Origin of the sequence: Pusillimonas sp. (assembly GCF_035515275.1) — a bacterium.
Taxonomy (GTDB): Bacteria; Pseudomonadota; Gammaproteobacteria; order Burkholderiales; family Burkholderiaceae_B; genus Pusillimonas.
Window position 1 is genome coordinate 1 of record NZ_DATJBQ010000094.1, and the last position, 12,017, is coordinate 12,017.

The 12,017-nt window shown below is 58.2% G+C and carries 16 protein-coding genes; 12 read left to right on the forward strand and 4 right to left on the reverse strand.

The window, feature by feature from the left end; genetic code table 11:
- Positions 1 to 17 precede the first annotated feature (17 nt).
- Complete coding sequence (locus VL003_RS06865) at positions 18 to 308, reverse strand: ABC transporter substrate-binding protein (protein ID WP_325440901.1); 291 nt, start codon at positions 306 to 308, stop codon at positions 18 to 20.
- Positions 309 to 461: 153 nt separating this feature from the next.
- Between VL003_RS06865 and VL003_RS06870 the strand changes: the two genes are divergently transcribed.
- Positions 462 to 959 (forward strand): MarR family winged helix-turn-helix transcriptional regulator, encoded by a 498-nt coding sequence (locus VL003_RS06870; protein WP_325440903.1) that lies wholly within the window; start codon positions 462 to 464, stop codon positions 957 to 959.
- Positions 960 to 1,004: 45 nt separating this feature from the next.
- Here VL003_RS06870 and VL003_RS06875 read toward each other — a convergent pair whose 3' ends face one another.
- Complete coding sequence (locus VL003_RS06875) at positions 1,005 to 1,277, reverse strand: hypothetical protein (RefSeq protein WP_325440905.1); 273 nt, start codon at positions 1,275 to 1,277, stop codon at positions 1,005 to 1,007.
- Positions 1,278 to 1,562: 285 nt separating this feature from the next.
- Between VL003_RS06875 and VL003_RS06880 the strand changes: the two genes are divergently transcribed.
- The 10 genes from VL003_RS06880 (at position 1,563) to VL003_RS06925 (ending at position 10,536) form a co-directional block, all read left to right on the forward strand.
- Positions 1,563 to 2,762, forward strand: coding sequence for a SpoIIE family protein phosphatase (locus tag VL003_RS06880; RefSeq protein WP_325440907.1), 1,200 nt, complete (start codon positions 1,563 to 1,565; stop codon positions 2,760 to 2,762).
- A 7-nt stretch (positions 2,763 to 2,769) separates the two neighbouring features.
- Positions 2,770 to 3,360, forward strand: a complete 591-nt coding sequence (locus tag VL003_RS06885; protein WP_325440909.1) for a SiaB family protein kinase — start codon at positions 2,770 to 2,772, stop codon at positions 3,358 to 3,360.
- Between the two features lie 44 nt (positions 3,361 to 3,404).
- Positions 3,405 to 3,794, forward strand: a complete 390-nt coding sequence (locus tag VL003_RS06890) for a DUF1987 domain-containing protein (RefSeq protein ID WP_325440911.1) — start codon at positions 3,405 to 3,407, stop codon at positions 3,792 to 3,794.
- The gene (locus VL003_RS06895; RefSeq protein WP_325440913.1) at positions 3,794 to 4,498 is read left to right on the forward strand and encodes a GGDEF domain-containing protein; all 705 of its coding nucleotides are present in this window, start codon (positions 3,794 to 3,796) and stop codon (positions 4,496 to 4,498) included. Before VL003_RS06890 ends, VL003_RS06895 begins: the two co-directional genes overlap by 1 nt.
- Before the next feature lie 184 nt (positions 4,499 to 4,682).
- Positions 4,683 to 5,027: a c-type cytochrome gene (locus tag VL003_RS06900; RefSeq protein ID WP_325440915.1), complete on the forward strand. Its 345-nt coding sequence runs from the start codon at positions 4,683 to 4,685 to the stop codon at positions 5,025 to 5,027.
- A gap of 3 nt (positions 5,028 to 5,030) precedes the next feature.
- Positions 5,031 to 6,329, forward strand: coding sequence for an NAD(P)/FAD-dependent oxidoreductase (locus VL003_RS06905; protein WP_325440917.1), 1,299 nt, complete (start codon positions 5,031 to 5,033; stop codon positions 6,327 to 6,329).
- A gap of 3 nt (positions 6,330 to 6,332) precedes the next feature.
- The gene (locus VL003_RS06910) at positions 6,333 to 7,340 is read left to right on the forward strand and encodes a YeeE/YedE family protein (RefSeq protein WP_325440919.1); all 1,008 of its coding nucleotides are present in this window, start codon (positions 6,333 to 6,335) and stop codon (positions 7,338 to 7,340) included.
- 29 nt (positions 7,341 to 7,369) lie between these two features.
- The gene (locus VL003_RS06915) at positions 7,370 to 8,167 is read left to right on the forward strand and encodes a quinoprotein dehydrogenase-associated SoxYZ-like carrier (protein WP_325440921.1); all 798 of its coding nucleotides are present in this window, start codon (positions 7,370 to 7,372) and stop codon (positions 8,165 to 8,167) included.
- Between the two features lie 122 nt (positions 8,168 to 8,289).
- Entirely contained in the window at positions 8,290 to 9,648 is a 1,359-nt protein-coding gene (locus VL003_RS06920) for an MFS transporter (RefSeq protein WP_325440923.1), read from the forward strand.
- Positions 9,649 to 9,969: 321 nt separating this feature from the next.
- Positions 9,970 to 10,536: a hypothetical protein gene (locus VL003_RS06925; RefSeq protein WP_325440924.1), complete on the forward strand. Its 567-nt coding sequence runs from the start codon at positions 9,970 to 9,972 to the stop codon at positions 10,534 to 10,536.
- Positions 10,537 to 10,546: 10 nt separating this feature from the next.
- On the opposite strand, the gene VL003_RS06930 is transcribed toward VL003_RS06925, so the two are convergent.
- Both VL003_RS06930 and VL003_RS06935 read right to left on the reverse strand, forming a co-directional pair.
- Complete coding sequence (locus tag VL003_RS06930) at positions 10,547 to 11,059, reverse strand: CinA family protein (RefSeq protein ID WP_325440925.1); 513 nt, start codon at positions 11,057 to 11,059, stop codon at positions 10,547 to 10,549.
- Positions 11,056 to 11,511, reverse strand: a complete 456-nt coding sequence (locus VL003_RS06935) for a hypothetical protein (RefSeq protein ID WP_325440926.1) — start codon at positions 11,509 to 11,511, stop codon at positions 11,056 to 11,058. Before VL003_RS06935 ends, VL003_RS06930 begins: the two co-directional genes overlap by 4 nt.
- Positions 11,512 to 11,685: 174 nt before the next feature.
- Here VL003_RS06935 and VL003_RS06940 point away from each other — a divergent pair.
- A partial coding sequence (locus VL003_RS06940) for an NADPH-dependent FMN reductase (protein ID WP_325440927.1) occupies positions 11,686 to 12,017 on the forward strand: 332 nt, incomplete at its 3' end.

Genomic DNA, 12,017 nt, shown 5'->3' on the forward strand with positions numbered 1-12,017 from the left:
GTATACGCCAAAGTCCGTCATGCATATGGAACCAGTTCCTGCGCAACGCGACGAGAATGATCGGGAGCACCGGTGTCGTCCTTAATGATCAGTTCGATTTTCTTGCCCGCCACGGTGTCTCCGTGCTGCGACAAGTAAAGGCGTGCGCCTTGTTCAATCTGTCGCCCGGTCGACGCAAACGGCCCTGTCATCGACAAGATCAAACCCACTTTCACTGTCTCGTCTTTTGCATGCGCCGCAAAGGGAAGCATGGCACTGCTAGCGAACGCTCCGGCGCAAATAGCTGCAAGGACTTGCCTTCTTTTCATGTCAGTCTCCTGGATGGGGTTCAAGCAATAAAACCCTCGATGAATAATTAAACTGTATACATATAATATGTATACGATCTAATTAAAGCAAGAAAAAAATAAGTGCGCAAGTACAATGGTTTGGGGTAAAAAATAAAGGCAACTGAAGAACCAATGAAAACAGGACCTAACAAGGCGGAAGCCAAGGCTTCTCAGGCGCTGGATTCAAACCTGAAAAACTTACCTGGACACTACGCTCGGCGTATTCATCAGCTGGCGGTGGCTTTGTACACCCAAGAAGTTGCAAAGCTCAATATCACCCCTGTCCAGTACTCGACCTTGCAAGTCATCTGCAACCAACCCGGCATTGATCAAAAGACCTTGGCAAGCACCGTTGGCTCGGATACCGCCACCATAGGCGGGGTTATCGACCGGCTAGAGGCGCGCGGCCTGGTTCTTCGAAACGTTGCGCCTCATGACCGACGCGCGCGCCTGATCACCCCTACGAAAAAGGGTGTTGAAACTCTCGAGGAAGTCATTCCGTGCATGCTGGAGTCGCAGAGGCGCTTCCTGGCGCCCCTTACCCCAAAAGAGCGTAAAGAGTTCATGCGCCTTATGAAGGTACTGATCGATTCAAACGCCGAATTAAGCAACACACCCGCAAAGGGATAAGCCCCGTTCGGCTACATGGATGCTCGAGTAAGGGTTGCCCGGGCTTTACCTGAACAGACCACGACGCAAGCGCGCCGATTGCGCTTGGTTCAGACGCCGCGCCGCGTCTTCAGCGTATGCGCGTTCGCCCTGCTCGTAAGAGCCCTCGTAGATGCAACTGCTGCGGTTGCGCAGGCAGTCGTCGCTGCGCAACGCCGCGCCCGAAGTCGAACCCGCACCGAAACCGGAGCCAGAGCCAGAGCTGTTTGAAGAGCATCCTGCCATCAGCGCCACCATAAACGCAGCGGTGCCGCAACGTGCCAAAGTGTGAAGGGACATTTTCGAACCCGCTAAAGAAGTGCCACGCTACTTTATACCAAGGCTGAAGCCATGGCGATGACAAAACGCAGTAAATGGGCGGCCCGAACCAAACCGATGCTACGCCAATAACCGCACATCGACACATTCGGCAACCAAAGCTACCGGCCGTCACCGCCCAGTAACATTGCGGGCCTAACATTCATGCATTCTCAACACTGCAACGAGCAAACTCGGCCGTGAAGGCAAGGCCACGCGTCCATCGCGCATCGCCCGAGGCTCGATCACAACATCTCTCTGACGTAAATGCCCGCCTCGAAAAGCCAAACGGCCCAGATGCTGATCATCAAAGGGCCTACCGTGACGTCCGACGAAACCAATGCCGACGTACTCGAGGTGTTCGGCCACCATCGCGACCTGATCAGCTTGCCCGTGCTGGAACAAGAGCGGCCCATCGGCCTGATCAGCCGTGGAATCTTCATGTCGCAGATGTCCAAGCCGTACTATCGCGAGCTGTACGAAAAGAAGAGCTGCATCGCCTTCATGGACAAGTCACCGCTGATCGTGAATGTCGACACCCCGATTGAAACGCTGGCGACGCGCGCGGTCGAATCAGGCTACAAGACCTTGGCCGATGGATTCGTGATTGTCGATGGAGAAACTTTTGCCGGCGTGGGAGCAGGTCTGGATCTGATGCATGCCCTGGCAACGCTGCAGGCCGAGAAGAATCACCAGATCATGCTCAGCATCGGCTATGCCAGCAATATTCAACGTGCCCTGCTCAGCGAATCGCACAACGCCCTGTACGACACGCTGAGCGACGCAGAGATTGTCTGGATGCCGCGCGACGTGATAGGGGGCGACTACTACCATTTCCGCAACTACGAAGACGGCTGGTTCGCGGCCATTGCCGACTGCACGGGGCATGGCGTACCCGGCGCATTTCTGACCCTGATCGCCTCTTCAACGCTGACCCATGCGCTGGATCAACAAGGGCCGCGTGACCCGGGCCGGCTGATGGCGGAGGTTAGCCGCAATATGAAGCTCGCGCTGGGGCAGCACTCGGCCAGCCAGCATGCCGACTCGAACGACGGTATGGATACCGCTTTTTTCTGGTTCGATCGCAATACGCGCCGCCTGGTCAGCTCGCACGCCAACATGCCCTTGTTCGTGCTGCCCGCAAGCGGTGACGAAGGCTTCGTGGTTCAGGGCGAGCGCACCGGTCTGGGTTATACCGACACACGCGCGGACATGGCCTGGAAGAACCACCAAACCCAGTTGGAGCCAGGCACCCTGTTATGTTGCTGCACCGACGGCCTGATCGACCAAGTCGGCGGCCCCAAGAGCATTGCCTTTGGAAAGCGACGCCTGCGCCAGGCACTGCAACGCCACCGCAATCTACCCATATCCGAACTGACGCGCCGGCTGATGAGTGAGTTTGACCTGTACCAGGGCACGCAGAAACGCCGCGACGACCTTACGATATTCAATCTTCGTGTCGAGTAAGCCCAACATGATTTCCCCTGTTTTATCGAGCGAAACCAACCGTAGCCTGCATTGGCTGATATTCAGCCAATGGGCGGGCAAACGCGATGTGATCTTTTACTACGAAGGTTATTTTTCGCAGACCATCATTGCCGCCGTGGCCGATGCTGTGAAGATGCGCATCGAACACGTCGGTGCGGCAAGCAAGACCCAGCGCAAGCTGTTCTCGTCGTTCATAGAGATGACGCAGAATATTATTCATTATTCGGTGGATGCCTACACACGAGACGACTCGGCGGTTTTCGGCAACGAGGTTCGACATGGCTCGGTGTACATATCGACCGAGCAAGGCCGCTATCACCTGCATTGTGCCAACCCGGTGCATGTTGATGTAGCGGCCCAGTTGCGTGCAAAGCTGGAGCATCTGCGCACGCTCACCGGCGATGACATCAAGCGTGAATACAAACAATGCCTTCGTGCGGACACCGATGAAGACAGCAAAGGGGCAGGCTTGGGCTTGCTGACGGTTGCCCGCGACGCCAGCGAGCCCCTGGAGTTCGACTTCATTGCCATTCCCGATAGCGATAATGCGCTTTTTTATTTAAAAGCCACCATCTGAGGGCACGACGTATCAATGAGCCAAGTTTTATGCAAGCAAACCAGATGAACGATTTATACATTGCCGCCAAACCAAGTTCCCCCGAGATCGACTTTCGGTTCCAGGATCGCCTCTTGTCGATTACCGGCGAGGCCTACCCCGAGAACGCGGCTGTGTTCTGGGGTGAAATCATTGGCACAGTACGCCGGTTTCTGTCGCTCGATGACAGCCGGCGCCCCATCACGGTTAACGTTGCGCTGTCTTACTTCAACAGCTCCAGCACCAAGATGCTGTTCTCGCTGTTTGATGCCCTGAATGAAAAAGCGGCACAGGGCACGGCGGTCATTCTCAACTGGTATCACGACGAAGACGACGACACCATTTACGAGTTCGGCCAAGAGCTCTGCGAAGACTTTACTTCGCTGAGCTTTAACGATCATGCGACGCAAAGCTGATGGTGGACACGCATCTTTTTGAAGCTGAAACTCATGCGCTTGAACGCGCTCAGAATGCCGTGACCGCAGAACAGGCCGAACCCCAGTTTTATCGGCAGGCACTGAACGACCTCATACGTCACTATCGCCGACTGATGCGCGAAACCCACCGCCTGATCCAGCACGGAGACCGCACCGAAGCGGAACTGAACGCGGTCAACGCCAAACTCCAGCAGCTAAGCGCCGAACTGGATTACAAGGCGCGCCATGACAGCCTGACCGGCATTCTGAACCGGAGCGCAATATTTGACCTGGCACAACGCCACCTGAAACAAGGCCCGATGTCGCTGGTCTTGCTGGACATCGATTTTTTCAAACGCATCAATGACACTTTCGGCCACCCCGCCGGCGACGCCGTACTGCAAGAGCTGGTGGTACGGCTTTCTGAAACCCTGGACGGTCGGGGCGAAGTCGGCCGCGTCGGCGGCGAAGAGTTCACCATCTTGCTGCCCGGCAGAACCTTGATGGACTCCGTCGCCATCGCTGAATCGATCCGTGCAAACATTGCGAAACGCTCGTTCTCGCAGTTGTTTTCACACCCGGTCACCGCCAGCTTCGGGGTCAGCTTCAATCTGCCGGGCACACCGTTCGAGACCGCCTACGCCGAGGCCGACGCCGCGCTTTACCGCTCTAAAAACCAGGGCCGCAACCAGGTGAATTATTAAACTACTTGGTGCCACGTCGGCTCCGGTTCGGTCCTGGCCCGCGCAGCGGCAGTATTCGAAACTCCATTGCGAAGCCAACATCATATTTCTTGTGGTTATATGGATCAGTCAAAACTGTCTATTGGCCGACGGTAACGCGGGTTACCATGCGTAACCTTACAAATTCCTTTAAAGGCATCAATCTATGCGTACTGCAATGAATGCGGCGCGTGCGGGCCTGGCGTTGTCGATCCTGCTTGCAGGCGCAGCGCCGGTGTCCGCCGCTGCACAGTCAACTCTTGACGTTACGGTCCTGGCCGGCGCTTGCGCCAATTGCCACGGCACCGACGGCCGTTCGCCAGGCTGGATTCCGTCGATCGCAGGCCGCCCCGAAAGCGTGCTGCTAGGGCACTTACGGGCGTTCCGGGCTGAAACCCCACCCCCCGGCACCACGATTATGGATCGCCTCACCAAAGGCTTCAGCGAAGAGCAAATTCAAGCGCTGGCGCGCCATTTTTCACAGATCAAAGCCCAGTCCGGAGCGAAATAAGCCATGAACGAATCCCTCAAGTTTTCGCGCCGTCAGTGGTTGTCGCGCGTAGGCAAGACCGCCGTGGCCGGCGCCGCCCTGTTGTCCGTTCCCGCCTATGTGCGCGCCTCAGCAGGCAATGTCGTGGTGATCGGCGGCGGCTTTGGCGGTGCAACGGCCGCCAAGTACATCAAACGCCGCAACCCGGCCATTCAAGTTACCTTGGTTGAACCGGCCAAAACTTATTACACCTGCCCTTTCACCAACTTGTATTTGGGCGGCCTGCGCACGTTCGAACAACAAGGCCATGGCTTTGACGAGCTGCGTTCGCTGGGCGTCAAGGTGGTGCACGACTTCGCTTCGGGCATCGACGCCGAAAAACGCAAGGTCAAGCTGGCCGGCGGCGATACGCTCAGCTACGACAAGCTGCTGCTGTCGCCGGGTATTGATTTTCGTTGGAATGCGCTTGAAGGGTACGACGAAGCCGCATCACAACTGGCCCCCCATGCCTGGAAAGCAGGCGAGCAGACCGTGCTGCTTCAAAAGCAGCTGCAGGCCATGCCCGACGGCGGCAAGTTCATTATGGTGGCACCGGCCAACCCCTTCCGCTGCCCCCCCGGCCCCTACGAGCGGGCCAGCATGGTGGCGCACTATATCAAGCACAACAAGCCTAAATCCAAGCTTATTATCCTTGACGCCAAAGACGCGTTTTCCAAGCAAGGGCTTTTTCAACAAGGCTGGCAAAAGTTCTACAGTGACATCATCGAGTGGGTGCCGCTTTCCAAAGACGGCAAGGTGGTGCGGGTCGACGCCAGGAACCTATCGGTGGAAACCGAGTTCGGGGAAGTTCACAAAGCCGATGTGCTCAACGTGATTCCGCCCCAAAAGGCCGGCGCAATCGCCGACCAGGCGGGCGTTACCGACGAAAGCGGCTGGGTTCCCGTAAAGCATCAGACATTCGAATCGGAACGCGTGCCCGGCATCTACGTGGTGGGCGACGCCACGCTGGCCGCACCCATGCCCAAGTCGGGCTTCTCGGCCAATGCACAGGCAAAGGTTGCCGCGGCAGCCATCGTCAGTGCCCTGGCCGGCAAACCCCCTGCACAGGCCTCGTTTGCCAACACCTGCTACAGCCTGATCGCGCCCGACTACGGTATCTCGGTGGCTCACCTGTACGAGCTTCGTGACGGGAAGCTGGCCGAGGCGTCCGGCGGCGTCAGCCCCATCGGCGCCGATACCGAGTTTCGCAAGCTCGAGGCCGAGTACGGCGAATCGTGGTACAACGCCATTGCTCTGGACACCTGGGGAACCCGCTCCTCCTAAGTAATGACTCACCTCGAACTCGTATTGTGGGCCGGACTGACCGTTGGTCTGGTCTTCGGCGCCTGCGGGCAGATCTCGGGCTTCTGCCTGCAGCGCGGGCTGGCCGAGTTCTGGTCCGGCAGGCACGGCTATAAGTTGCACAGCTTTACCATGGCGCTTGCCGTTGCCCTGATCGGTACTGATGTGCTCGCGGCAACCGGCGCAGTTGATCTCTCGCAATCGCTGTATTTAATGCCGTCGTACTCGTGGCTGCTGCTACCTTTGGGCGGACTCATGTTCGGTTACGGCATGTCGCTGGCCAACGGTTGCGGGGCCCGGGCATTGGTGCTGCTGGGCCAGGGCAACCTGCGTTCGCTGGTTGTGCTGCTGTGCCTGGGTATTGCCGCCTATATGACCCTGACGGGCATTCTGGCGCCGTTACGTCTTTGGCTCGGCTCGCTAACAGCTGTCACGCCCGGTGCTGTTTCGGTACCCGCCGGGTTGCCGCGCTCGGTCGTCGTGTGGCTGGCGGCTGCTATGTTGCTGGGGTTCGCACTGCGCAAACGCGAGTCGGGCCGGCGCACCAGCGATCTGATCAGCGGCGTGGTTGTAGGGCTGCTGATCGTAGCCGGCTGGATGGTAACCGGATGGCTGGGGGCCGACGACTTCGACCCCACGCCGGTCACCTCGCTCACCTTCGTCGCCCCCATAGGCGATACAATTCAATATGCCATGATCGCCACCGGCATGAGCCTGCGCTTTGGCGTGGCGGTGGTGCTGGGCGTGGTACTCGGCTCGTTCATTGCCTCGTTGTGGCGTAAACAATGCTGCCTTGAAGGCTTCGACACCACCCGCAGCATGCCGCGATATATTGTCGGCGGCCTGCTTATGGGTGTGGGTGGTGCCTTGGCATTCGGTTGCTCGATCGGGCAAGGCTTAACGGGTCTTTCCACCTTGTCATACAGCTCGCTTATCGCGTCATTGGCCATTGTTGCGGGTGCCCGCTTAAATTTCAAAGGCAGGTCTGCCTAATATTAAAATCGATGTTTTCTGATCCAAACGTGTTCCCATCCCCTTCACACCAGCACCTTCGGCGTCGGCTGCTGAAAGCTGCCGGGGCGTCGTTGTTGCTGGTTCCGGGCGTGGCCTTGGCCGACGCCTGGCGCCGCATCGACGCCATCAGCAAAACCCTGGGTAACGGCCAAATTACACAAGGCGGCATCGATATTTCACTGCCCCTGGTGGCTGAAGACGGCTCGTCGGTACCGCTTGCCATTTCGTCCAGCCGCCCGGGCAGCGCAGCGCGCATTCAGAAGCTGTTTATCTTTGCCAGCGGCAACCCCACGCCCGAAGTCGCCAAGTTCGAGTTCGGCCCCGAGATGCCGACCGTCAATCTTGCGACCCGAATCCGCCTCAGCGAATCACAAACCGTGGTGGTGGTGGCGCGCACCGAAGACGGCGAAACCCTGTTGGCCCAGCGCGATGTACGGGTCACCACCAGCGGCTGCGTTGCCCCGGCCAGGGCGGATGCTTCCAGCGAAATGACCGCGCGCGTGCGCGTACCCAAAACCTGGAAAACCGGCTCGCCCGCTGAAGTCGTTTCGATGATCAATCATCCGATGACGACCGGGCTGGCGCAGGACGCCACCGGCCGGACCCCGCCACAACGCATCATAGAAACGTTCCAGGTGTCGCTGGACGGTCGCCCGCTCATACAAGCCACATTTTTTCGCTCGTTGGCGGCCAACCCCTACCTGCGTTTTGAAGTGGCACCGCAACAATCGGGCCAAATGCGCTTTGTCTGGACCGAAGACACCGGCCGGGCGGTTGAAGAGTCGGCCGCCGTTAAGGTCTCGTAACGCCTTATGCCGCATGGTGCCGGCGTGCCCCGACGCATTGTCCGTTGCGTCCTGCAGTAAAATTCCACACTTTCGCGGGGAATGCCCCCCCGCCTGTCGCTCGCCCCATGGAAGCCCTGCACATGTCCGCCACATCACCTACCCAAACTGCAGCACAGCCCGCCAACTCACGGTCCAGGGTCATTCTTGCCAGCCTGGTGGGCACCACGATTGAGTTCTATGATTTCTACGTGTATGCCACAGCCGCGGTGCTGGTCTTCCCGCATCTGTTTTTCCCTCCGGGAAACGAAACCGTAGCGCTGCTGTCGTCGTTCGCCATTTTCGGTGCCGCCATGATCGCACGCCCTCTGGGCGCGGTGTTCTTCGGGCATCTGGGCGACAAGGTGGGACGCAAGACCACCTTGGTCGCGGCCTTGCTGACCATGGGAGTCGCCACCTTCCTGATCGGGCTTTTACCCACTTATTACATGGTTGGGTGGCTGGCCCCGACCCTGCTGGTCATACTGCGTCTGGCCCAGGGCTTTGCCATTGGCGGCGAATGGTCGGGCGCGGCTCTGGTGGCAACCGAGAATGCCCCAAGCGGCAAGCGTGCTCTTTACGGTACGTTTCCACAATTGGGGGCGCCGCTGGGCTTCATCATTGCTAACGGCCTGTTCCTGATCGTGGCGGCCCTGCTGCCCTCCGACGACCCGTCACGCCCTTCTCAGGCCTTTCTTGACTGGGGTTGGCGCATTCCCTTCCTGTTCTCTGCCGTGATGGTCATTGTGGGCCTATGGGTGCGATTGAACCTGGTTGAAAGCACGGCATTCTCCAAAGCGGTTACCACCGGCAAAGTGGTGAAGCTGCCACTGCGTGAAGTCGTGCGCACCCATTGGCGCGAACTCATCCTTGGCACCTTTTACATGTTGGCCACCTACGTGCTGTTTTATCTGATGACGACATTCTCGCTCAGTTACGGCCGGGCACCACTGGATCCCGCCACCGGACAATTGCCCGGGCTCGGCTACAGTTATAACGATTTCGTGCTGATGCTGATATTTGCCGTCGTGTTCTTCGGCATCTTCACCTTGCTATCGGGGCCGTGGGCAGACCGTTTCGGGCGACGCAAAACGCTTATTGTCATCACCCTGGCCATTATCGTGTTTGGCCTGGTCTGGACGCCGTTGCTTAGCGGCGGTTTCGTCGGCGTCATGTCCTGGCTGGTTATCGGTTTTGTTCTGATGGGTTGCACTTTCGGCCCCATGGGCGCCCTGCTGCCCGAACTGTTTCCGACAAACATCCGATATACCGGATCGGGCATTTCGTATAACGTTTCTTCTATTCTAGGCGCCGCGGTGGCCCCCTTTATCGCAGTGTGGCTCTGGAATACGGGCGACGGGAGCCCAACCATGGTCGGCTGGTATCTGTCCGCCATGGGGCTTCTGACGCTGATCGCACTGATTGTTGGTAAAGAAACCAAAGAGATCGACATAAATAGCTAGCAATGTAAAAAATCGACACAAAATACTGGCGATTTTTTTGCGAAGGCATGATACTTGCTGTTGTTACAGCCGTTTTCCAAGCGTCTTACCAACCGTCACGGAGGGTATCATGTCGTACGAGAGTATTCCGCTGGTGTTGTATGGGCTGGGCGTAACGCTGTTAATTGCCGTGGCCATGCTGAACCGATCCGACCAATCTATCGAAGCAGGCGGCTCTCAGCATTCTTAAAGATGTCGTAACCACGCTGTTCGGGCGGCATGGTTATTGCTGTATGGGTGGAACAGACAAGTTCCGTGAATCCAACACAAAAAGGATCCCCTATGGCACTGATCATCGCCGCCCGGTTCGATACCTTCGAACAAGCCGAAGCGGCCGCGCAGGCTCTTATGAACCACGGCGTGACCAGTGACGATCTTCACACCTTCTTTGTCAACCCCGCCGGTTGGCACGACAACTACCCCTTGGGCGGCGACCGCGCCGCAGATCCCAATTCGAAGGGGGCCCCCGTTACTGCCATCGCCGGAGCGGCCCTGCTTGGGCTGGTTGGCGCGGTGATCGGAGGGGGATTAGGTTGGCTCTTCAGCAGTTCGTCCCTGCTTGTCGTCGGAGGCATCGCGGTGGGTGCTTACGTCGGCTCGCTGGCAGGCGCCATGCACTCATTGGGCAAGTCACGCCCCCAGCAGGGGTTCGCCGCCGCCCGGCGCAAAGTCACTGAAGGACGGCGATCGGGAGTATTGCTGGCGGTACACACCACACCCGAGAAACAGAACGACATCGCCACCTTGCTGCGCAACGCGGGTGGCAAAGAAGTTGAGCGTGCGCACGGCCGTTGGAACCAGGGCCGCTGGGAAGACTTCGACCCCCTGCGCAGCCCGCATCCCCAATGAAGTCGCACGATCACCGACGCGTCAGTTGCTCAAAATAACGCGGCACGGACTCCAGCGCATAGTAAGCGCTGGCTTCACGTATCTGGCTGCGATCACCTTGAAAACGTCGGGTTTCTGAAAACAACGCCAAGCGGGATTGCTCGCAGTCAACCGGCTTTGCCAGACGAAACGCCCACGCAAAGCATTGGGTGCCGGCCGGCACGTCTTTATCGGTATCGTCCGCCAATCCGGTGTTGGCGATCGCCATGTTGGCCCGTTCACTATTGGCCAGCGCACCTGCCGCCATTTCGCGCGCAACTTGCTCGCTGGTCAGGTTGTGGACCTGAAGGGTTTGTTCGCTGACCCCAAGGCACTGCTTTTTGGCTTCTGGCGAATACACCACAAATGCGCAATCCAGTAAGCCTCCCGCTCCGGGCACATCGGCCAGATGCGCAGCAATCAATCCCGCAGTGCAAGACTCTGCCGTTACCAGCAAAAGGCCGTGCCGCTCCATGAAGAGCGCCACGGCTTGCAGCCCGCTCATTGCGGGGTGGTGGTTGTGGGGTGGGTTCGAACGGGCCCGGCCACCACGCAGTTATTGGCAATAATATTGCTGACGGTGGTCCGCTGACCATTCACGTTCTGGGCGACGTCCTGGGTCAGCATATTTCCATGGGTTTCGCCAACGCTGTCGTAAGTGAACTTGTCAGTGGTCCAGGTGTAGCCATTGCCGCGGAAGGTATTGCCAACCATGTCGGCATTGCTGGCCGTGGCACGGGTCAAATCCACCGCCTGGTTGTTGTAAATAACTTTGGCTGCCAGCGCCTCGGTCCCCTGGAAGGTGTACTGCACCGTCAGGGGCTGCTGGGCACCTTGCGGCCCGCAAGCATAATGCACGGTTTTTTGCGAAAGCTGGGTTGCGTCCCGGGGTGTAGTGCAACCAATCAGCCCAATGCACATCACCATCCCGGTAGCGGCCATAAGGGTCTTGTTCATGGCTTTGTTCCTTGAGTATGTCGTAGCCGCTACTTAGCAAGTAGCGCGCCCGGGCGATGTGTAGAATGCAGTTTCCGCCGCCGGCTGACATGGCGGCCAATACGAACCGTGTATCCTTAATGCAACCTTGCATTAATGATCACATCCACCCGTCGTCTCCCAGGAGGTCGTAGTATGTCCCTCAAGCTTCAAGTCATCATCTGCAGCACCCGCCCCGGCCGTGTCGGCCCGTCGGTAGGCAGCTGGTTTACCGATTTCGCCACTCAGCACGGGCAATTCGAGGCCTCACTGATTGATCTGGCCGATTTCAACCTGCCGCTGTATGACGAAGCCAACCATCCGGTGCAGCGCAAATACGAAAAAGAACACACCAAGGCCTGGAGCGCCAGTGTCACGCAAGCCGATGCCTACGCGTTTGTAACGCCCGAGTACAACTACGGGCCACCGCCCTCGTTCGTCAATGCCCTTAATTATGTTTATAAAGAATGGAACTACAAACCTTGTGG

Bases quoted from the DNA above. Each gene is read 5' to 3' on its own strand.
- VL003_RS06910 (WP_325440919.1), top strand. From the start codon at position 6,333: ATGACTCACCTCGAACTCGTATTGTGGGCCGGACTGACCGTTGGTCTG.
- VL003_RS06905 (WP_325440917.1), top strand. From the start codon at position 5,031: ATGAACGAATCCCTCAAGTTTTCGCGCCGTCAGTGGTTGTCGCGCGTA.
- VL003_RS06880 (WP_325440907.1), top strand. From the start codon at position 1,563: ATGCCCGCCTCGAAAAGCCAAACGGCCCAGATGCTGATCATCAAAGGG.
- VL003_RS06920 (WP_325440923.1), top strand. From the start codon at position 8,290: ATGTCCGCCACATCACCTACCCAAACTGCAGCACAGCCCGCCAACTCA.
- VL003_RS06935 (WP_325440926.1), bottom strand. From the start codon at position 11,511: ATGAACAAGACCCTTATGGCCGCTACCGGGATGGTGATGTGCATTGGG.
- VL003_RS06925 (WP_325440924.1), top strand. From the start codon at position 9,970: ATGGCACTGATCATCGCCGCCCGGTTCGATACCTTCGAACAAGCCGAA.
- VL003_RS06870 (WP_325440903.1), top strand. From the start codon at position 462: ATGAAAACAGGACCTAACAAGGCGGAAGCCAAGGCTTCTCAGGCGCTG.
- VL003_RS06895 (WP_325440913.1), top strand. From the start codon at position 3,794: ATGGTGGACACGCATCTTTTTGAAGCTGAAACTCATGCGCTTGAACGC.
- VL003_RS06900 (WP_325440915.1), top strand. From the start codon at position 4,683: ATGCGTACTGCAATGAATGCGGCGCGTGCGGGCCTGGCGTTGTCGATC.
- VL003_RS06875 (WP_325440905.1), bottom strand. From the start codon at position 1,277: ATGTCCCTTCACACTTTGGCACGTTGCGGCACCGCTGCGTTTATGGTG.
- VL003_RS06890 (WP_325440911.1), top strand. From the start codon at position 3,405: ATGAACGATTTATACATTGCCGCCAAACCAAGTTCCCCCGAGATCGAC.
- VL003_RS06930 (WP_325440925.1), bottom strand. From the start codon at position 11,059: ATGAGCGGGCTGCAAGCCGTGGCGCTCTTCATGGAGCGGCACGGCCTT.
- VL003_RS06865 (WP_325440901.1), bottom strand. From the start codon at position 308: ATGAAAAGAAGGCAAGTCCTTGCAGCTATTTGCGCCGGAGCGTTCGCT.
- VL003_RS06885 (WP_325440909.1), top strand. From the start codon at position 2,770: ATGATTTCCCCTGTTTTATCGAGCGAAACCAACCGTAGCCTGCATTGG.